Origin of the sequence: Acidiphilium cryptum JF-5 (assembly GCF_000016725.1) — a bacterium.
Taxonomy (GTDB): Bacteria; Pseudomonadota; Alphaproteobacteria; order Acetobacterales; family Acetobacteraceae; genus Acidiphilium; species Acidiphilium multivorum.
Window position 1 is genome coordinate 960,894 of the sequence record NC_009484.1, and the last position, 19,355, is coordinate 980,248.

The window sequence follows — 19,355 nt, forward strand, 5'->3', positions numbered from 1 at the left end:
GTGTCGCATCTCCGCCCGGCGCTGCTCGCCGCCCTGCTGCTGCTGCCAACTCTCGCTCCCGCCGCCCTCCCGCCCCAAGGCACAGCAGCGGGCAACGCGGCGCGGGGCAAAGACATCGTCGCCCACGGCACGGCGAACGGGGTGCTGCCCTGCATGGTCTGTCACGGCACCGATCTCGCCGGCAACCCGGCCATCGGCGCCCCGCGCCTCGCCGGCCTGCCGCAAGCCACCACGCTCGCCGCCCTGGCCGCCATCGCCGCCGGGAAACAGGGGAAAAACTACGTGATGCGCAACATCGCCCACGCGCTCACCGGGGCCGACCGCGCCGACATCGCCGCGTATCTCGCCTCGCTGCCGGAAGCGGACTGACCGGCCCGCCCGCGTCGGAAGAGCGTGCGTCCCGATCCCTGCGGACCGGGCCGGCGCGTCAGCCGAGCCGCGCCAACCAGCCGGCCAGACTGCCGGGCTTGCTCCGGGTCACCGCCTCGATATCGGCGGCCAGCGCCTTGTAGTCCGGGTGCCGCGTCAGCCCGAGATCGGGAATGATGAACCGCGCCCGTCCCTTCGGGTCGAACACGTAGACCAGCGCCGAATGCACCACCTGGTATTTCTGCGGATCGGGCGAGGGGTGCACCGAGGCCACCACCCGATAGCGCCGCGTCAGCCGGTAGATCTGGTCCGGCGTGCCCCGCAGGCCGAGGAAGTGGCTGTCGAACAGCGCCACATATTTCGCCAGCACCGCGTCCGTGTCCCGCTTCGGATCGATGGTGACGAACAGGAACACCACCTTCTTCGCCGCCGGGCCGAGCGCGCGGAACAGCATGTGCAGCTTGTAGAGCGTGTCGGGGCAGACATCCGGGCAGTTGGTATAGCCGAAATAGAGCAGCACCGTCCGGCCGCGGAAATCCCGCGCGGTGACGGTCTTTCCCGTCTCCGCCTCGGTCATGGTGAAGTCGAGCGGCGGCACCAGCCCGCTCACCTCCACCACCCCGCCCTTGCCGAGCGGCACGCCGCTCAGCGCCTCCGGCCCGGAATTCGCGGCAAAGGCATTCGCGGCGAAGGCCGGGGTCAGGGCGAGGCCGGCAGCGAGCAGCAGGGCGGCGAGGGCGCGGATCATGCGCCCGGCTCGCCGATCTTCCGCTTCAGCGCCTCGTTCACCAGCGCCGGGTTGCCCTTGCCCTGCATCGCCTTCATCACCTGGCCGACGAAGAAGCCGAACAGCTTGTCCTTCCCCGCCTTGTATTCGGCGAGCTTGTCGGCGTTGGCGGCAACCACCCGGTCGATCGCCTCGTCGATCGCGCCGGTATCCGTCACCTGCTTCAGCCCGCGCGCCTCGACGATCGCGCCCGCCGCATCGCCGGTGTCGAACATCAGCTCCAGCACCTCCTTGGCGATCTTGCCGTTGATCGTCTTGTCGGTGATCAGGTCGAGCAGCTCGCCGAGCCGGGCCGCGGTCACCGGCGAGGTCTCGATGCTCGTCCCGGTGCGGTTGAGATGGGCGAAGAAATCGCCGAGCATCCAGTTCGCCACCAGCTTCGCATCGCGCCCGGCGGCGACGGTCTCGAAGAAATCCGCCGTCACCTGCTCCATCACGAAGATCGACGCCTCGTAGCGCGACAGGCCAAAGTCGCGCATCAGCCGCGCCCGCTTCGCATCTGGCAGCTCCGGCAGCGTCGCCTTCAGCGACTCCACCCACTCCTCCTCCAGCACCAGCGGCAGCAGGTCCGGCTCGGGGAAATAGCGGTAGTCGTGCGCGTCCTCCTTGCTCCGCATCGAGCGGGTCACGCCGCGCGCCGGCTCGAACAGCCGCGTCTCCTGATCCACCGTCCCGCCCGCTTCCCAGATCTCGATCTGCCGCTTCGCCTCCGCCTCGATCGCCTGCATCACGAAGCGGATCGAGTTGACGTTCTTGATCTCGCAGCGGGTGCGGAACGGCTCGCCATGCTTGCGCACCGACACGTTGACGTCCGCCCGCATCGAGCCCTCGTCCATGTTGCCATCGCAGGTGCCGAGATAGCGCAGGATGGTGCGCAGCTTGCGCAGATAGGCGCCGGCCTCTTCCGGCGAGCGCATGTCCGGCTCGCTGACGATCTCCATCAGCGCGACACCCGAGCGGTTGAGGTCGATCAGCGACTTGCTCGGATGCTGGTCATGCATCGACTTGCCGGCATCCTGCTCCAGATGCAGCCGCGTGATCCCGATCGTCCGCGTCTCGCCCGATTCCAGCTCGATCTCGATCGCCCCGGCGCCGACGATCGGATGCTCGTACTGGCTGATCTGATAGCCCTGCGGCAGGTCGGCGTAGAAATAGTTCTTCCGGTCGAACCGCGAGACGAGGTTGATATGCGCGGCAAGCCCCAGCCCGGTGCGCACCGCCTGCGCCACGCATTCGCGGTTGATCACCGGCAGCATCCCCGGAAACCCGGCGTCGACGAAGCTCACCTGGCTGTTCGGTTCGGCGCCGAAGGCCGTCGCCGCCCCGCTGAACAGCTTCGAGCGCGAGATCACCTGGGCATGGACCTCAAGCCCGATCACCAGCTCCCACGCGCCGGTCGTCCCCTCGATCACGTAGCTCATGCCGCGCCTCCCGCCATCACGCCCGGCCGGTGCGCGAACCCCGCCGCCCGCTCCAGCACGGACGAGACGGCGAACACCGTCTCCTCGTCGAAATGCCGCCCGATCACCTGCAAGCCGAGCGGCAGCCCGGCCGCATCCAGCCCCGCCGGCACGCTCATCCCCGGCACGCCCGCGAGCGAGGCCGGCACCGTGAACACGTCGTTGAGATACATCGTCACCGGATCGTCCATCTTCTCGCCCAGCGCGAACGCCGCCGAGGGTGCGGTCGGCGTCAGCAGCGCGTCCACCTTCCCGAACGCCTCCTGGAAATCCCGCAGGATCAGCGCCCGCACCTTCTGCGCCTTGAGGTAATACGCGTCGTAATACCCGGCCGAGAGCACGTAGGTCCCGATCATGATCCGCCGCTTCACCTCCTCGCCGAACCCCGCCGCCCGCGTGCGCTCGTAAAGATCGATCAGGTCCTTGCCCTCGACCCGCGCGCCGAACCGCACCCCGTCATACCGCGCGAGGTTGGACGACGCCTCGGCGGGTGCGACGATGTAATACACCGGCAGCCCGTATTTCGTGTGCGGCAGCGAAACATCGACGATCTCCGCCCCCTCGCGCTTCAGCCAGTCGATCCCGTCCTGCCACAGCTTCTCGATCTCCCGCGGCATGCCCTCCACGCGATACTCCGCCGGAATCCCGATCCGGAGCCCCTTCACCCCGCGCTCGCACGCCGCCCGGAAATCCGGCACCGCCCGCTCGGCCGAGGTCGAATCCCTCGGATCGAACCCGCTCATCTCGCGCAGCAGAATCGCGCAATCCTCCACCGTCCGCGCCATCGGCCCCGCCTGGTCCAGCGACGAGGCGAACGCGATGATCCCGAACCGCGAGCACCGCCCATAGGTCGGCTTGATCCCGGCGATCCCGCTGAACGCCGCCGGCTGGCGGATCGACCCGCCGGTATCCGTCCCCGTCGCCCCCATCGCCATCCGTGCCGCCACCGCCGCCGCCGACCCGCCGGACGATCCGCCCGGCACGAGCTTCGCGCCATCCGCCCGCTGCCACGGATTCTCCACCGGCCCGTAGCCCGACGTGATGTTCGACGATCCCATCGCGAACTCGTCGAGATTGGCCTTGCCCAGCATCACCGCCCCGGCCGCCTTCAGCTTGCCCGACACCGTGCTCTCATACGGCGGCACGAACGGCTCCAGGATCTTCGATCCCGCCGTCGTCCGCACCCCCTCGGTGCAGAACAGATCCTTCATCGCGATCGGAATCCCCGCAAGGGCAGGGGCCTCGCCCTTCGCCCGCGCATCATCCGCCGCCCGCGCCTGCTCCAGCGCCAGCTCCGGCGTCGTCGTGATGAACGCGTTCAGCCGCGGGTTGAGCGCCTCGACCGCCGCCACATGCGCCTCGGCCAGTTCCACCGCCGAAACTTTCTTCGCCGCCAGCGCGTCCAGCGCCGCGGCGATCGTCATATCCATCAGGCTCATTCCACCACCTTCGGCACCGCGAAGAAATCGCCGATCCGCTCCGGCGCGTTCGCCAGCACGCGGTCCGGATACCGCCCGTCCGTCACCTCGTCCTCCCGCATCCTGAGCGCCATCTGCGCCCCGCCCGAAAGCGGCGCGACCCCCTCCACATCCACTTCCGCCAATTGTTCCACATAGCCGAGAATCGCGTTGAGTTCGCCGGCGAGCCGCGGCACCTCTTCCTCATCCAGCCGGATACGGGCGAGTTTCGCGATGCGGCGCACCGTCGCGTGATCGAGAGACATGACTGATCCCTTGGGTTTCTGAGCGCGCTGGACCATAAACGCGCGCATGACACTGTTCAACCTGACCGACCTCGCCTCAACCCTGCCGCGCAACGCAAGGCTGATCGGCCTCGACCCCGGATCGAAGATCATCGGCATCGCCCTCTCCGATGTCGGCCGCCGCCTCGCCACCCCCTATGGCGCGATGAAGCGCGGCAAGCTCGCCGAGGCCGCCGCCACCATTCTCGACATCGCCCGCAAGGAAGGCGCCGCCGCCCTGATCATCGGCCTGCCCCTCTCGATGGACGGCTCGATCGGCCCCGCCGCCCAGGCCGCGCGCGACTGGGCGCACGCCATCGCCCGCGAAACCGGGCTGCCCGTCGCGATGATGGACGAACGCCTCTCCTCCGCCGCCGTCAACCGCGCCCTCATCGAGGCCGACGTCACCCGCGCCAAACGCGCCGGACGGGTCGACGCCGCCGCCGCCTCCTACATGCTCCAGGGCGCGCTCGACCTGCTGAACGAACCCCGCCCCGAAGAATGACCCCCGAACAATAATCCCCCCACCGTGAACACCGCCGCGATCCTCGCCCTCCTCGCCGCCGCCGCCACCCTCGAAGTCGGCGGCGACGCCCTGATGCGCGCCGCCCTCCACCACCAAGGCCTCGCCCGCGCCCCCTTCCTCGCCGCCGGCATCCTCGTCCTCGCCGCCTACGGCCTCGTGGTGAATCTCGGCCCGTGGGATTTCGGCCGCGTCCTCGGCATCTACGTCGTCCTCTTCTTCCTCGTCGCCCAGCTGGTGAACTGGCTCGGCTTCGGCCTCCGCCCATCCCCGCCCATCCTGCTCGGCGGCGCCCTCATCTGCGCCGGCGGCCTGGTGATGACCCTCTGGCAATGACCATCCACGCCCACATGTTCTGGCACGGCGACCCGCCCCGCCGCCTCGAACGCCTCGCCATGCGCAGCTTCCTCGCCCAGGGCTACGCGCTGACGGTCTGGACCTACACCCCCCAGCCCAGCCTCCCGCCCGGCGCCACCCGGGCCGACGCCGCCGAAATCCTCCCCCAATCCGCCCTCTTCACCAACCGCCGCGGCTCAATCGCCAGCTTCACCGACTGGTTCCGCTACCTCGTCCTCTCCCGCCACGGCGGCCTCTGGACCGATTCCGACGTCATTTCGCTCCGCCCCGCCTCCGCCCTCCCGGCGCAAAAATTCCTCGTCACCCAATGGGAATGGTTCCACCGCCGCCTCCGCCCGCGCGGCTGGAAAATCACCCTCAACAACAACGTCATCTTCAACCCCACCCCCACGAAGGGCGACCTGGTCGACCTCGCGCTCGCCCTCGCCGAACGCTTCCCCAGGGACGCGATCGACTGGGGCGAACTCGGCCCCGACCTGCTGACCGCGCTTTCGCGCCTCCACCCCGCCCACGGCTACGCCATCATGCCGCCCGGCTTCGCCAACCCGATCGGCTACTGGCGAAGCCCCACCGCCCTGCTGCGCCCCGACCCGCCCCGCCTGAAGCCCGAAACCGCCTTCCTCCACGCCTATGGCGAAATGTGGCGCCGCGCCGGCATCAGCCCTGACGCCCCGTTCCCCCCCGGCAGCCTCCTCGCCACCCTCGCCAAAAATTTCGGCGAGCCCAACCCCTGATCCCGCGCCGCGCCCGTCACCATAACGTTATTGAACGTTAGTCTTTCTCACCCTCCCGCCATCATGGCACCTTCGCCGGATGCCGCAGGAGAGCGAGACAATGCCCGACACCACCCCCCCGAACACCGCCGCGCCAATCACCGGCCCGTCCCCGACAACCGCATCCCCGCCCGACATCCTCACCCTCGTGATCGAAACCTTCATCATCCCCTTCGAAGGCTTTTCGCCCACCCCCTACCGCGACGCCGCCGGCACCTGGACCATCGGCTACGGCTCCACCCGCGACGACACCGGCTGCCCCGTCACCCAGGCAACCCCGCCCATCACCCGCGCCACCGCCGAAACCCTCGCCCGGCGAGACCTCGCGAGCGCCCGCCAGACCGTCACCCACGCCGTCACCGTCCCCCTGACCACCAACCAGCAGGCCGCCCTCATCGACTTCGTCTACAACCTCGGCGCCGGCAATTTCCTCCGCTCCACCCTGCTCCGCCTCCTGAACAACGGCGACTACAAAGCCGCCGCCGCCCAGTTCCCCCGCTGGGACCTCGCCAACGGAATCCCGCTCCCCGGCCTCCGGCGGCGACGCGAGGCGGAGGCGCGATTCTTCTCCTCCGTTACGGCGGTGGGGGAGGGGTAGGGGGGACGTTGCGGTCAGGGAGAGTTGCGAATGTGTGATTTGGGCCGAAAGCAAAAAATCCGTTATGGGGCGGTGACTCGCAGAAAGCCAACACCGCCTGACCGCCCATCTTTCTCAAAGTCAGATATCCATACTTATCAATGCGGTATCGTCTCCGGGTGCTGCGCAAATCCTGAATCACGCTCCATTCGTTGGCTTGCTCCGGGCATGCAAGCACGTTATCCGTAATAAAACGCATGGATACTGCCAGCCAAAACGACGACAGAAAGCGGCCCTACCTCCCGCCCAGGCGGGCGGTCAATTTCTGCTCTGCTGGGTTCGCGGGAACTTTGTTAATGGCCCCGCTCGTCCTGGTGCTCGATGTTTTGTATTTTTTATTTGGTGATAATGGTCTGAACGTCTTCATGCCGGATGGCCTGCCCGTCGGCCCAGTCATTCTGTCGATCGCTTTCGCGATATTCGGCGTAACCTATGTGCGAAAAGTGTATGTTTACGGAACCGTCAAATGGATACGGCGGTTCCGGCGCGTGGCAACTTTATCGTCGCTTTTCGTATGGCTGCTGCTGCTTTGGAATGTTTGGCAACTCGTCCGCGCGCCCAATCAAGATGTGTTTGCATCATATCTGATATTTGTCGGCATGCTGGGTGTGGCCTTGGGACTCTCCGGTTTGATGTTATGGACCATCAATAGATATCGTTGGTACGATCCCAATTCCACGCCGGACGAATGGGAACTGCCGGAAGCCATCGCGCAGCAGAACAAACCGGGCGGCTGATAATCTTTCCTTGATCGAGGATGCGCGACGCCGGGCGGTACGGATCGACGTCGTCTACAACCGCGGCGCCGGCAATTTCCTCCGCCCCACCCGGTTCCGCCTCCTGAACAACGGCGACGACAAAGCCGCCGCCGCCCAGTTCCCCCGCTGAAACCTCGCCAACGGGATTCCGCTCCCCGGTCTCAGGCGGCGACGCGAGGTGGAGGCGGCAGTTTTCCCCTCCGTTACGGCGGTGGGGGAGGGGTAGAGGTGTTGCAGTTAGGGAGAGTTGCGAATGTGTGATTTGGGCCGGGAGCGGAATGGCGGGTTACGGGTCCCGACCAGAGAAGAGCCGCCGTTCAGGCGAGGGTCGGCGCTGGTGCAAATCGACCCAACTCGGACGCCGGGGGTCTGAGATCTCAATCCCGAAACCGGACGTTGCAAAGCGAGGGTGGGAACCGGACGTACATCATCACCGCCAGGCGGATGACCTCGGGGCTCGTCTTGAAGTAGCGGAACGGGGAGCGTTGCGTCACGATCGGACGCTACGCGACCGCTTTGTTCGCCTCAAGTCACGTTCTTTTGACAGAGCCTGCCCTTAAGTTAACGCGGCAACGCAGGTATTTCGTTAGACAAAGCCATAACAACACGGCTACCTTCACCGTGGCGCAGGAGGCACCCATGGCGATTCTTGAAATTACGTCGGATCAGCTTAGACAAATCGGCTATTACAAAATGATGCGGACATTCCTGATGTTTCCACGCAAGGGATGGCACATCCGTGTGGACCACAAGCCGGTCAATCAAAGAGGTGACCATTCCCTACAGCTTAAAAATTCAAAGGGTAAACTGACCGATAATCGGGGCTACAAAATCAGGAGTTTCCATATCAAGCGCGACAATAACTCGTCCTTTATCAGTGAAATCGAGGGGAATTATTTCGGCAAGAAGATCGTCATCGAAGATTCGAAATATGTCTATTTCGTCTATGCGGGCGGCGGCGTGTGGCAGCCGATCTGGGGATACGGCAAGTTAGAAGAAAAACACAAAGGCGAGACAATCTGGCGCCCCGACAATACCGAGATCGATATTGATACCTGGGGCTTCGCTTGCAAAAATGCACGCTGGTTCCTGGACCAAATGACAAAAGCAACTAAATGCGAACACGGACTCGCCTGCGGCCCGATCCGTGGCGCCCAGGCGCATCTCTTCTCACAGCTCTGAGAGGCGCTTGGCCGGCACAGCATCGTAACCGTTCGTGGCGACTCTAGCCCAGCCCGAAGGCACAAGCCGCCTGATAGGTGATGAACGCGGCCCCATAGGCCAGCGCCCGCATGTGAGCAAAAACGGTGTTGTCAGTTTAATGCGAACTGGTCTCCGGTGGGGCAGGGGAGGCGCCGCTTATTCGGCGCAAAGGCCGCGCCACTCGGCAAGGGCGGCAGCGCGGTCTGACTTGAAAAGGGAGCGAGTGGAGAGGGATCGTTAGTGGTTGAAGACGGAGGCATGAACGGAGGCGAATTTCTGCAGACTTCGCATCCGCCGAAACCGCAGCATCGCCCGCTGGCATCTTCGAAATAACTGGTCTAATTTCGCCGGGCGATCAACTTGCTTCCGGTGAATGTCGGGTTTCGTGCCTTCCTCCCCCAAAATCGGACGGTTGGCTTTCCACCCAGGCCGGCCGACCAGTTGGGCGACCAGTGGGGCGACCACGGGTGTCGGCTTCGGAGCATGTCCCCAGGAAGGCCGGGCGACCGGGATGGGCGCATTACTGACCTAATATACCATCGCCGCAACGCCCGTGGCAGTCGATCGGTCGCGTTGAATACCGGCAACCAGACGCGCCTCGCCCATCCGCAGACTTGGATTGCCAAACAAACCAGTGCGGGAGCAAAACTAACAAATATTCTTGCCCACCCCCACCCCCTCATGGGACTTTTGCGCCCGTGACCACCCCACCCCCCCCATCCCCCGGTCTTTTGCTCCGCCCGCGCTTCGACGCCTTCATCGAGGCGCTCTGCGCCCATATCGCGGGGGAGGGCGCGAAACGCCGCATCGCCGGGCCGCTCATCATCCTCATCTGGCAGCGCCTCCGCCGCCTCGCCGCCCGCTTCGCCCGCCTCGTCGCCACCCCGCCCCGCCCGCTACAGGAGAGGAATGGAGAGCCGGTGCCGCTGTACAAAACAACTGGAACGGCGACAGCGCCTACGTGACTTCACCAAGTGATGGCCTGAAAGGATGGATAGGACCAGTTGCTCCTCAGCCCTCCAGCGATGGTGTTAACGTGTTGCCGGGAAACGCTATGCAGGTGTGGTTGCCGAAAGGAAGCGCCAGCCCATCAGCGCCAGTGCCGACGCCCTGGAATACCGGAGGACTGTAGCCGTGCCACCCTATGAAATTTTAATCCAACGGCTCAAGACGATTAAGCAATTGATATTGAAAACTATTGACTCTGCCAAACCCTATGGCGTGGCCATGAGCTGCGTCGAATTTCTTGATTTACTAATTAATCGGATTGAGACGATAAGGATACAAAACGACTTTTCTGACCAGCGCAGCCGATCGCTGAGGTTTAGCGCGCTATGGGATGCAGTCCAAATGGCTAGACCATTATGTGATGCGGAAGATTGGTCAAACCATCCCGCTGTCCGGGACATGATCAATTCCACAAGTGACTACGCCTATAGAATGGTTGAAGATTATGACCTTTGGGTTTTTCCAAAAAAGGCCTCTCATGATCCCGATCGCGCCTGACAGAGGTGGCTGGCTAAATTCGCGTTGAACACCGGCAAACCGACGCGCCTCGCCCATCCGCAGACTTGGATTGCCAAACACACAAGTGCAGGAGCAAAACTAACAAACCTCCTTGCCCACCCCCACCCCCTCATGGGATTTTCGATCCCGTGACCACCCCAACCCCCACATCCCCCGGTCTTTTGCTCCGCCCCCGCTTCGACGCCTTCATCGAGGCGCTCTGCGCCCATATCGCGGGGGAGGGCGCAAAGCGCCGCATCGCCGGGCCGCTCATCATCCTCATCTGGCAGCGCCTCCGCCGCCTCGCCGCCCGCTTCGCCCGCCTCGTCACCGCCCCGCCCCGGGCGCGCGCCACCCGGCCCGCCGGCCGCTCCGGCCCGCCGCACACCCTCCCGCGCGCCTTCGGCTGGCTCGCCCGCCTCATCCCCGGCACCGCCTCCGTCGCCGCCCAGTTCCGCGCTTTGCTCGACACGCCGGACATGGCCGCCCTCATCGCCGCCACCCCCGAAGCCGGGCGCATCCTCCGCCCGCTCTGCCACACGCTCGGCATCCGCCCGCCCGCACCGCTCCGCCGCCCGCGCCAGCCCCGCCTCGCGCCACCGCCCGAAGCGCCGTCCCCCGAGCTACCCCCACGCCCCGAACCGCCGGCGCACCATCTTGCGCCGCCGCCAAACCCCGCCTGGCCCCGCGCCCCCGGCGCCACCCGCTTCAACCCGACCCGCCGCGAAAAACCCGCCTGACGCCGCATCGCCCCGCCGCGCCATCAACGTTCCGGAGTCAAAACAAAAAGCCGGCCCGGCCGGTCGGCGCCGCGGCGACCGGGGGGCCGGAACAAAAACATCCCGGCGCATGGCCATGCGCCGGGATGTCTCGCGAAGGCGTCGGTTGATCAGACGCCGGGATTGGTGCTCGGCAGCGGATTGAAGTCGGACGGCACCGATGTGCGGATACCCTTGGCCACATCGGTCGGGACGATGTGATCCGCCTGGCAGCCATTGCCGCCATACTGCGGCAGCGACATGATCGCCTTGTTCGGGATCATCGCATAGCTCGCCGGCAGCGGTGCCGCCCGGCCGGTCAGCCGTGCCGGATCGAAGGCGCCCATCAGATCGCCGACATAGGGGGTCAGCGCATCGGCCGGGCCGATATTCGCCTCGCCGAATTCCTTCTCGCCATCGGCGCGGCCCTTCAGCTCGTCCGGCAGCAAGGCGAGCGGCGTCAGGCCGAACAACTCGTCGACGAACTTCACCACCGAGGACTGGCTGCCGTCCTGATGATCCACCTCATGCGTCCGTGCATAGGGCGAAATCAGGATCAGCGGCACGCGCGGGCCGAACTTGAACACCTGCTTGTCCGGACCGTTGACGATGACCGGCGGCGGCACATGGTCGTAATCGCCTTCGGAATCGTCCCAGGTGATGATGATCGCGGCATGCTTCCAGTATTTGCTCTTCGCGATCGCGTTCACCGCCTTCGCCACCATCGCCTCGCTGATCTGGGCGTCAGAATAGGCCGGGTGGTCGTCATCGCCGAGGAAGTTGGCACGCGCGGCGGCAACCGGATTGTCCGGCGTCAGGCCGAAAATGTTCTGGAAACCGCCCTTGACGTAGAACACGCCGCCGGCGGCCGGCAGGGTGCCGCCCTTCAGCGCCGTGAACAGGTCGCCGAGCCCGTGCAGGTTGGCGCGTTCATCCGGGTTGTTGGCGACGTAGCCGAAATATTGCGGGCCGTTATGGTGGGTGATGTAGGAGGCATGGGTGCCGTTGGCATCCACCGGGTTGGCCGGATCGGTCGGTTCGTGGTCGTAGCCTTCCTCATACCAGCCCCAGTTGACCTGCTTGTGGCCGGACCGGGTCAGGTAGGAGATGTCGTCATGAATGTCGGCAAGGTCGCCGGCGGCATCGCTGTCGTGACGGGTGATCGCGGTGGCATTGCGGCCCATCGTGTTGATCGCGATGGAGGCATAGGTCTGGTTGAGCTGTACGCCATAGGTATAGGCGGACCCGCCGAAATCCCCCGCATTGACCGGCACGTTGGGCGTCTTGTTCGGGTCGAGCGGCGAGCCCCAGAGCGGATCGTTGTCATCCATCACCGGCTCGCCGGCACCCGCCTCCGTCACCTTGAGGCCGTGCGGGTTGGTCGCGGTCGGCCCGGTTGCCGGATCGAACGTGCTGAACGCCTCGTTCGGATGCAGGGCCCACTGGGTCAGGCCGGTCTGGGCGGCGAAGATCGACAGGTTACCCGGCGTCGACGGGCCGGTGATGTCCTGGAAGACATGGTCGAACAGCACGAAGCGGTCGGCATAGCGCCAGAGGAAGGGCACCGTATCGCAATCCTCGTAGGCCATCGCGAGCTCGCCGAACTGCTTCGCCTTCAGCGAGGGATTGCCGGTCGGCGAATATTTCAGCTCCTCGGTGACGGCGAACTTGTCCATCAGCGGCTTGCCGGCGACGACGTCCATCTTGGCGGCGATGCGGGCGTGCGAATGGTCGATATCGTCGGTGTCCCACGCATACTGCTTCGGCCCGATGCGGAAGGGCGAGATGGTGCCGACGGTGCCATCGGTGTTGACCAGCGTCTGCACGAAGCCGGGGGTCTTCGCGGCCGGCTGCGAATAAAGTCCGTCAGCACCGGGGAAGGTGCCGAAATAGGAGTCGAACGAGCGGTTCTCCTGATACAGCACGAAAACATACTTGATCTTCTTGCGGACGAGCTGGACGAGCTGCGCGTGGGTGAGGTGGAAGCGGTGGCGGCGATGTTCGCCATGCTCGCCCTGCTCACGGCCGCCATTGTGCCAGGCCTCGCGGTCCATCAGCCCGGCGACGAAGGCGTGGGCATCGTCCGGACGGTTGAAGGCGAGGCGCCCGTCTTGCTCGGCCAGTGCCGGCTGGATGGTCATGCTCAGCGCGCAAAGTGCCGAACAAGCCATTGCCAAAGCTCGTTTCATAATTCGCTCCACACGAAATGTTTACCTCGCGCGGATATATACAGATCAAATTTCCCGATTTCGTGATAGTTCCGTTGCAAGAATGTGAAATTAACGCGGACCGAACATCCGTTGTGCCATCGTTATTGCCCGCGCCCGATAGGCGGCGTTCAAGCGCGGCGTGGCCGAATGGTAGTCGCCGATGCCCTGCATAAGGTTGCCCGCGCGGTCGATGTCAGTGCGCAGGATGAAGGCGGCGGCGGCAATATTGAAACACGGATCGTCGATCAGGCGTCGTCGCGTTTCGCGCGCGCCAAGCCGTGCCCGGCGGGCGATCGTATCGAGCCAGACACTGTTCACCTGCATCGGCCCATAATCCGCGGTGCCATTGGAATCCGGGCGAACGAGCCCGACATGTCCCCCCTCGATCCGCGCGATCACCGGCAGGACGCGAGGCGGAAGATGATAGACCGAAGCTGCAAGAATCATGCAGCGCAACAGCGAGGTCATCGTGATATCTCCGTGAAATCGTCATCGTGCGCGCCGCCGTCGCTGGCGCTTGCGCCACCCTCTCGGATACTCACGCGTTCATGAACGCAAAGGCAGAACGCGCTGACGGTGAGGGCGGCTACACGCTGCTCGAGCTTCTCGTGGTTATCGTCATTCTCGGACTTCTGATCGCGCTTGTCGGCCCCGCCCTGCTCAGTCAGCTCGGCCGGGCCAAGGCGAGCATCGCCGAACAGTCGATCGAGCGGATCGGCTCGGTGCTCGACCTGTTCAAGCTCGATGTCGGCAGCTACCCGACGACCGATCAGGGGTTGCAGGCGCTGATCGCCAAGCCGGCCGGGGTGAGCGGCTGGCACGGGCCGTACCTGAAGCAGACCACGCTGCCGCGCGACCCGTGGGGGCATCGGTTCGTCTATCAGGCGCCCTCGGCACGGCCGGGGCTTGCGTATGATTTGTGCTCGAAAGGGCCGAAGGACGTGACCGCGGCGCCGGGTGCGCCGGGGATGATCTGCAACCGCTGAGGCGGGTTCAGCCACAGCGCGCATCCGACCAGTCCAGCACGATATAGGGCGCATCGACATTCGCGGGTGTCAGGCGGATGGTCGCACAGCGCTCGGCACGGGCGAGGCCCGGCCCGGTGGCCACCGCCTCGATCCGCACCACCGGCGGGCCGCTCACATGCCCGCCCGGCAGGTCGATCCGCCCCGCCAGCCCCACCGCCGCGCGCACCGCCGGATCCGCCGTCGCGAGGTCGGGCAAGGCGGGGGCGTAGAGCGAGAGATGCGGGCGCAGCCGGGCGAGCAGGCCCGGCGTCATCCCCGGGAGGCTGGCAAGCTCGGCGAGGCTGCGGAACGGCGCCTGCGGCGGACCTTCGGCGCTGCCGGCGGCGCGGTAGCGGGCGACGAGGGCGGCGAGGCGGGCGGGCGCGAGGGCGGGATCGCGCGCCTCGACCAGGGTTTCGGCGAGGCTGCGGGCCGGTGCGGCCGCCATGCCGCCGACGCGGAACAGCGCTTCCAGCAGGGGGGCGGGTGCGGTGTCGGGGTTGATCCGGCCGGCGACGCCGCTGGTGGCAAGACGGACATGCGATGCGCCGATCCGCACATCCCGCGGCGCCGGGCCGCCGGCATCGAGCCGGGCGACGGCGAGCCACACGCCGCCGTCGGCCGCCGCCGCCGCCACCGCCGCGTCGCGCAGGTTGCCGGCGATCGCCATCTGCTGGCGGGCGGCGACCAGCAGCCGGGTGACGAGGAAGCCGAACAGCACCAGCACCGCCAGCACGATCAGCAGCGCGAAGCCGCGGTCGTCGTGCCGGCGGGGCCGCGCCATGCTCAGTGCAGCCCGAGACGCCGGCGCAGCGCCGCTTGCGGATCGGCCGATCCGTCCATCGGCAGGCCGTTGAGTTCGGCGGGCACGTTGGCGGCGTTGGGCAGCGCCTGTTCGAGGTCGCTTGTCAGCGCCGCAGCATCGGTCGCGTCGTGGACGACGTGCGGGGTGATCAGCACCAGCAGCTCCTGCCGCGCGCGGCTGTTGTCCTGCGTGCCGAAGAGCGGGCCGAGCAGCGGCACGTCCTTGAGGAAGGGCAGGCCGGAATTGCCGCGCTGGACATTGTCGGTGATCAGCCCGGCGAGGCCGATCGTCTGCCCGTCATGCACGACGACGCTGGAGGAGACGGCGCGTTCGGAGAAGGTCGGCGAGTTCAGCCCCTGGGTGGTGACCGAGGGGGCGACGTTGCTCACCTGCTGCGAGACCGTGAGCGCCACCAGCCCGTCGCTGGAGATATGGGGGGTGATCTGCAGGATCACGCCGGTTTCCTGGTAGTTCACCGAGTTGATGACCGGCGCGCCGGTGGTCAGCGTGCTCTGCGAGGTCTGCGAGAGATAGGGCACGAGATTGCCGACCAGCAGGTTCGCGGTGCGGCCGTTCTGCACGAGGAGCTGCGGCGAGGAGAGCACCTGCACCTGGGTGACCGATTGCAGGGCGGAGATCGCGAGCGGGGCGCCGTCGGCTCCATGGCCGGCGAGGACGAAGCCGGGGAAGCTCTGGTTCAGCGCCGCGGTGGTGCCGGTGCTGAGCACCGCGTTGATGCCGCCGGACTTGAAGAAGAACTGGGTGCCGTATTTCAGCGCGCCGTTGAGATCGACCTCGGCGATCGTCGCGTCGATCTCGACTTCCAGCGGCTCGATGTCGAGCTTGCGGAGCATCGCCTCAACCGAGGCGTTTTCCGAGGCGTCCGCCCGCACCAGGATCGCGTTCTGGCGGGGATCGGGGATGATCCTGAGGCCGCTTGAATCGCCGCCGCCGCCCGCGCTGCCGCCGAGCGGACCGAGCAGCGGATTGCTCGCCGCCGCGTGGGACGATGCGGGTGATGCGGCGGGCGAGGCGGCGGGGGATGCGAGGCCTGCGCCGAGACCGGAGGCGGTGGAACTGCTGGTGCCGGGGGCGGCGCCGAGCCCGGCGGTGGTGCCGGTGCCGGAGGTGCCGGCCGCGTTGCCCACCAACCCGCCCGATCCCATCAGCGTCTGCGCCGAGACGCCGGGGGCGGTGTTGCCCGTGGTGTCGGACGCCGAGGGCTGGGCCGTCACGTCGTTGGGGGTGAAGGCTTCCTGCAACACCTCGGCGACGTCCCCGGCGCGGCTGTTGCGCAGGTAATAGACGTGCCAGGCCCGGTGCGTCGCCGCTTCCTGCCGGGCGAGGGTGCGATAGACCCGGTCCGCCGCGCGGATGGCGGCGCCGGAGGGGGCGATCACCAGAACGGCGCCGATGCGCACCAGCGGGACCACCTTGACCACGCCGCCCGCCTTGCCGGCGTGCAGCGCCTGGGTCAGGGCGGTGGCGAAATCGCGCGCGTTGGCGCCGGTGGCGGGGTAGAGCGCGTAGGACTGGCCGGCGAGGGCATCGACGTCGAAGGCGCGGATCAGCGCGAGCAGGGTGGCGCGGACCTGCGGATCGCCTTCGACGATGAGGGCGTTGCGGTCCGGCTCGGCGATCACCTTTCCGCCCTTGCCGACATAGGGTTGCAGCACGGCGGCGAGATGCGCCGCGCTGACATGGGTGAGGGTGAAGACGCTTGATCCGTCGAGCCCCGGCGCGGTGGCGAGGGCGGCCGCCGCCTTGTCGGCCGGGACGACCTGGTAGAGCCCGTTGCTGCGGATGAGGGCGGCGTGGTTCTGCGCGAGCAGGGTTTGCAGCGTCGGGATCAGGGCGGAGGCGGGGATGTCGTGCGCCGTGCGCAGCGTCGCCTTGCCCTGCACCGCCGGGTCGATCGTGTAGGTGACGTGCAGCATGTTGCCGAGGATCTGGGCGACGACGGCGCGGATGTCGGTATCGGCGAAGTCGAGCGAGACATCGCCGCTGCCGGCGGGTAGCGGCGCGCCGGGGGCGCTTGCGGGCGGCGCGTGGCCGGGGCTCGCGGTGATCGCGCCGGTGACGGGTGGGGTGGCGATCACGGCGTCGGCGCGGCCCGGAATGGTGGCGGTGGCCGATGTCGCGGCGGCTGCGGGGGCGAGCAGGCGGGTGGCGCTGGGCGGCAGCGGGCGTGGGGTGCACCCGGCGAGCAGGGCGGCTGCCGTGAGGACGCCGGCATGGACACGGGCGCGCATGGTTTCGCTCGATCTCCTGGGATTTATCGGGGGCCGGGATGGACAAGGATGCCGGCTTCGGCGGCCGGCTTCGGCGGGATGGCGGGCGGTGCCGCGCCGGTCTCGTGGGCGAAGCGCGGCACGAGGCGGAGCCGGCCGCGCGGGCCCTCCAGCAGCACCGCGCGCCGGCCGATCCGCACGATGCGATAGCCGCCGAGACGCCCACCCTCGCCGAGCAGGACCGGCTTGCCGGATGAGCGCGCGAAGATCGCCAGCCGCACCGCATCGCCGCGCAGGATGCCGGACAGCCGGGGCATGGAGGTGGCGGCGGTGCTGGCGTCGGCGACGGGGCGGCGGTCGGGGCGGAACAGGGGGCGGGCGAGAATCTGCGCCATGGCGGCGGTGGGACGCGCGCGGCGCGGGGCCGCCGCCGGGAGCGCGCGCGCCGGCGCCGGGGCGACCTGCGGCGCCGGCATCGGAGCCAGCGCCAGCGCGGCGGCGGTGGCGGCCAGCGCCAGCACGAGACCGCCGAGGCCGGGCCGCGCGCCGATCATCGCGCCGCCTTCGCGATGCGGAAGCCCGAGACGGTGAAGCTCGCGTGCAGCGGCAGGTCGGCGCCGGTGGCGGGCGCGCCGGTTGCGTGCAGGTCGAGCCGGTTGACGAGCATGCGCGGTGTCGCGGCACCGAGCGCGTCGAGAAAGCCGATCAGCGCGGGGTAGGTGGCCGTCATCGAGATCCGCAGTCGAATTCGTTCGACGCTGCCGAGGCTGACCGGCGGGAGCAGCTCGGCGCTGTCCAGCCCGATCCGGTGTGTCGCGGCGAGGGACTGCACCGCGCCCTGCAACCGCGCGCCGGCGATGGCGGCGGAGCCGCCGGGGAGATAGGCGTCGCGCCCGGCGCCGGGGCGGCCCCGTGCGGCCATGCGCCGCAGCGCCGGCAGTTCGGCGACGAGACGCCGCTCATGCGCGAGCAGCGTGCTTACAGTGGCAACGCGCGTGCTGAGGCCGCGATACCAGGCGAGGCCGGGGCGGATGACGCCGAAGCCGACAAGGGCGAGCAGCGCCGCCGAGATCGCGAGCGCGAGCGCCTGGCCGGCGCGGCCGTCCGGCAGGTCGCGCGGGAGCTGTGCCATCGCGTCAGCCCGCTTCATCGTCGCGCAGCCGCACCCGGATCGAGAACACATCGCCGCCGCCGTTGAGCGACCGCGTGACCGGGGCGGCGAAGGCCGGATCGGCGAAATGCGGATCGGCGGCGAGCCGGGCGACGAGGCCGGCGGCGTTGGGGGATTCGCCGTCGAGCGTCGCCACCCGGTCGCGCAGGGAGAGATCGGTAAGGTAGCTGCGGTCCGGCAGGGCGCGGGTGAGGGCGGCGAGCATCAGCAGCGTGTCGCCCTCGCGCGCTGCCTCGGCGCCGAGCGCGGCGCGGAAGCGGTCTTCGGCGGCGAGGCGGGCGCGCAGAGCCTCGGCAAGGCGGAGCCGCGGGGCGAGCGCGGCGCGCGCGGCATCGAGCCGGTGCAGGGCGAGCGCCTGGCGCGCCGGCGGAATGGCGAGGCACAGCGCGGCGAGGCCGGCGGCGAGCAGGGCGAGCGCCGGGGGGACGCGGCTTTGCCGCCGGGCGCCAGGCAGCGCGAAGACGGCCTCGTCCTCGGCGCTGGCGGCCTCGATCCGCACGGCGGCGAGCCCGGCCTCGCCCAGTGCGGCGAGGAGGCCGGCGATCCAGGCACGGGGCAGCACGGCGAGCCGGACATGGAGCAGGCCCTGCGCGTTGTCGCGCGCGAGGATCTCGTGGGTGACCAGCACCTCGTCGGCGGTGAAGGGGGTCAGGCGGTCGATCTCGAAGGCGAGTGCGGCCGCGAGGTCGCGCCGCGCGGCGGCGGGGAGGGTGACGCGGCGGATCAGCGCGCCGGCGCCGCGCAGCCGCAACACCACCGGCCGGATGACCGCGCTCCGCCGCATCTGCCCCAGCCGGCCGAGCGCGCGGGCGCCGCCGCGCCCTTCCTGCGTGATCTCGGCGGCTTCCGGGGGCGCGCCGGCGGCGGCGGTGACGGTCATCGCCGCATCCTGCCCGGCCGGACGCCGCAGCGCGCCAGGCACCAGCGACCGCAGGCTTGCGATATACCAATGAAGGAAATCCATTGATGTTCTGGTTACGCGACTCAAGAAAAATTGAAAATTAAGGTTTCGTGTCACTCGATCCTGGCGCTGCCGGCGCGTGCCGCCGCGGCGCGCGG

23 protein-coding genes are annotated in these 19,355 nt (G+C 67.8%); 12 read left to right on the plus strand and 11 right to left on the minus strand.

Annotation, left to right across the window (positions count from 1 at the left end):
* Positions 1-369, plus strand: coding sequence for a c-type cytochrome (locus tag ACRY_RS06770; protein WP_035185694.1), 369 nt, complete (start codon positions 1-3; stop codon positions 367-369).
* Between the two features lie 58 nt (positions 370-427).
* Here the strand turns inward: ACRY_RS06770 and ACRY_RS06775 are convergent, their stop codons facing one another.
* Genes ACRY_RS06775 through gatC form a run of 4 tightly spaced genes read right to left on the minus strand, consistent with a single transcriptional unit; the run spans position 428 to position 4,339 of the window.
* Complete coding sequence (locus ACRY_RS06775) at positions 428-1,117, minus strand: SCO family protein (protein ID WP_011941832.1); 690 nt, start codon at positions 1,115-1,117, stop codon at positions 428-430.
* Entirely contained in the window at positions 1,114-2,577 is a 1,464-nt protein-coding gene (gatB, locus tag ACRY_RS06780) for an Asp-tRNA(Asn)/Glu-tRNA(Gln) amidotransferase subunit GatB (RefSeq protein WP_011941833.1), read from the minus strand. Before gatB ends, ACRY_RS06775 begins: the two co-directional genes overlap by 4 nt.
* Positions 2,574-4,055, minus strand: coding sequence for an Asp-tRNA(Asn)/Glu-tRNA(Gln) amidotransferase subunit GatA (gene gatA, locus ACRY_RS06785; RefSeq protein ID WP_011941834.1), 1,482 nt, complete (start codon positions 4,053-4,055; stop codon positions 2,574-2,576). Before gatA ends, gatB begins: the two co-directional genes overlap by 4 nt.
* Positions 4,052-4,339 carry an Asp-tRNA(Asn)/Glu-tRNA(Gln) amidotransferase subunit GatC gene (gene gatC, locus ACRY_RS06790; RefSeq protein WP_011941835.1) on the minus strand — a complete coding sequence of 96 codons (288 nt, stop codon included), beginning with the start codon at positions 4,337-4,339 and terminating at the stop codon, positions 4,052-4,054. The genes gatA and gatC overlap by 4 nt, the downstream gene beginning before the upstream one ends.
* Positions 4,340-4,385: 46 nt before the next feature.
* Here gatC and ruvX point away from each other — a divergent pair, with 46 nt between their 5' ends.
* The 10 genes from ruvX to ACRY_RS06835 all read left to right on the plus strand — a co-directional run bounded on the left by ruvX (position 4,386) and on the right by ACRY_RS06835 (position 10,854).
* On the plus strand, positions 4,386-4,862 hold the full coding sequence (gene ruvX / locus ACRY_RS06795) for a Holliday junction resolvase RuvX (RefSeq protein WP_007424401.1): 477 nt from the start codon (positions 4,386-4,388) through the stop codon (positions 4,860-4,862).
* Positions 4,863-4,886: 24 nt separating this feature from the next.
* Entirely contained in the window at positions 4,887-5,216 is a 330-nt protein-coding gene (locus ACRY_RS19665; protein WP_043509107.1) for a hypothetical protein, read from the plus strand.
* Positions 5,213-5,971: a glycosyltransferase gene (locus tag ACRY_RS06805; protein WP_043509108.1), complete on the plus strand. Its 759-nt coding sequence runs from the start codon at positions 5,213-5,215 to the stop codon at positions 5,969-5,971. Before ACRY_RS19665 ends, ACRY_RS06805 begins: the two co-directional genes overlap by 4 nt.
* A gap of 100 nt (positions 5,972-6,071) precedes the next feature.
* Positions 6,072-6,608, plus strand: a complete 537-nt coding sequence (locus ACRY_RS06810) for a lysozyme (protein ID WP_011941837.1) — start codon at positions 6,072-6,074, stop codon at positions 6,606-6,608.
* Positions 6,609-6,943: 335 nt separating this feature from the next.
* Positions 6,944-7,384 carry a hypothetical protein gene (locus ACRY_RS06815; protein ID WP_043509110.1) on the plus strand — a complete coding sequence of 147 codons (441 nt, stop codon included), beginning with the start codon at positions 6,944-6,946 and terminating at the stop codon, positions 7,382-7,384.
* Between the two features lie 10 nt (positions 7,385-7,394).
* Positions 7,395-7,535, plus strand: a complete 141-nt coding sequence (locus tag ACRY_RS20185; RefSeq protein WP_013639757.1) for a glycoside hydrolase family protein — start codon at positions 7,395-7,397, stop codon at positions 7,533-7,535.
* 509 nt (positions 7,536-8,044) lie between these two features.
* Positions 8,045-8,587: a hypothetical protein gene (locus tag ACRY_RS06825; RefSeq protein ID WP_011941839.1), complete on the plus strand. Its 543-nt coding sequence runs from the start codon at positions 8,045-8,047 to the stop codon at positions 8,585-8,587.
* A 719-nt stretch (positions 8,588-9,306) separates the two neighbouring features.
* Positions 9,307-9,573, plus strand: coding sequence for a hypothetical protein (locus ACRY_RS06830; protein WP_011941840.1), 267 nt, complete (start codon positions 9,307-9,309; stop codon positions 9,571-9,573).
* A 169-nt stretch (positions 9,574-9,742) separates the two neighbouring features.
* Positions 9,743-10,114, plus strand: a complete 372-nt coding sequence (locus ACRY_RS19670) for a hypothetical protein (protein ID WP_155856353.1) — start codon at positions 9,743-9,745, stop codon at positions 10,112-10,114.
* 182 nt (positions 10,115-10,296) lie between these two features.
* Positions 10,297-10,854: a hypothetical protein gene (locus ACRY_RS06835; RefSeq protein WP_043509111.1), complete on the plus strand. Its 558-nt coding sequence runs from the start codon at positions 10,297-10,299 to the stop codon at positions 10,852-10,854.
* Between the two features lie 149 nt (positions 10,855-11,003).
* Here the strand turns inward: ACRY_RS06835 and ACRY_RS06840 are convergent, their stop codons facing one another.
* Both ACRY_RS06840 and ACRY_RS06845 read right to left on the minus strand, forming a co-directional pair.
* On the minus strand, positions 11,004-13,013 hold the full coding sequence (locus ACRY_RS06840) for a phospholipase C (RefSeq protein ID WP_231295366.1): 2,010 nt from the start codon (positions 13,011-13,013) through the stop codon (positions 11,004-11,006).
* Positions 13,014-13,151: 138 nt separating this feature from the next.
* Positions 13,152-13,550: a lytic transglycosylase domain-containing protein gene (locus ACRY_RS06845; RefSeq protein ID WP_007421351.1), complete on the minus strand. Its 399-nt coding sequence runs from the start codon at positions 13,548-13,550 to the stop codon at positions 13,152-13,154.
* An 80-nt stretch (positions 13,551-13,630) separates the two neighbouring features.
* Between ACRY_RS06845 and gspG the strand changes: the two genes are divergently transcribed.
* Positions 13,631-14,068 (plus strand): type II secretion system major pseudopilin GspG, encoded by a 438-nt coding sequence (gspG, locus tag ACRY_RS06850; protein WP_011941844.1) that lies wholly within the window; start codon positions 13,631-13,633, stop codon positions 14,066-14,068.
* A gap of 7 nt (positions 14,069-14,075) precedes the next feature.
* Here the strand turns inward: gspG and ACRY_RS06855 are convergent, their stop codons facing one another.
* Genes ACRY_RS06855 through ACRY_RS06875 form a run of 5 tightly spaced genes read right to left on the minus strand, consistent with a single transcriptional unit; the run spans position 14,076 to position 19,260 of the window.
* Positions 14,076-14,873, minus strand: a complete 798-nt coding sequence (locus ACRY_RS06855; protein WP_011941845.1) for a type II secretion system protein GspK — start codon at positions 14,871-14,873, stop codon at positions 14,076-14,078.
* Between the two features lie 2 nt (positions 14,874-14,875).
* Entirely contained in the window at positions 14,876-17,146 is a 2,271-nt protein-coding gene (gene gspD, locus ACRY_RS06860) for a type II secretion system secretin GspD (RefSeq protein WP_011941846.1), read from the minus strand.
* A gap of 23 nt (positions 17,147-17,169) precedes the next feature.
* Positions 17,170-17,679, minus strand: coding sequence for a hypothetical protein (locus ACRY_RS06865; protein ID WP_043509114.1), 510 nt, complete (start codon positions 17,677-17,679; stop codon positions 17,170-17,172).
* A complete protein-coding gene (gene gspM, locus ACRY_RS06870; RefSeq protein ID WP_043509115.1) occupies positions 17,676-18,275 on the minus strand; it encodes a type II secretion system protein GspM in 600 nt (199 codons plus the stop codon). The genes ACRY_RS06865 and gspM overlap by 4 nt, the downstream gene beginning before the upstream one ends.
* Positions 18,262-19,260 carry a PilN domain-containing protein gene (locus tag ACRY_RS06875; RefSeq protein WP_050751096.1) on the minus strand — a complete coding sequence of 333 codons (999 nt, stop codon included), beginning with the start codon at positions 19,258-19,260 and terminating at the stop codon, positions 18,262-18,264. The genes gspM and ACRY_RS06875 overlap by 14 nt, the downstream gene beginning before the upstream one ends.
* Between the last annotated feature and the right edge of the window lie 95 nt (positions 19,261-19,355).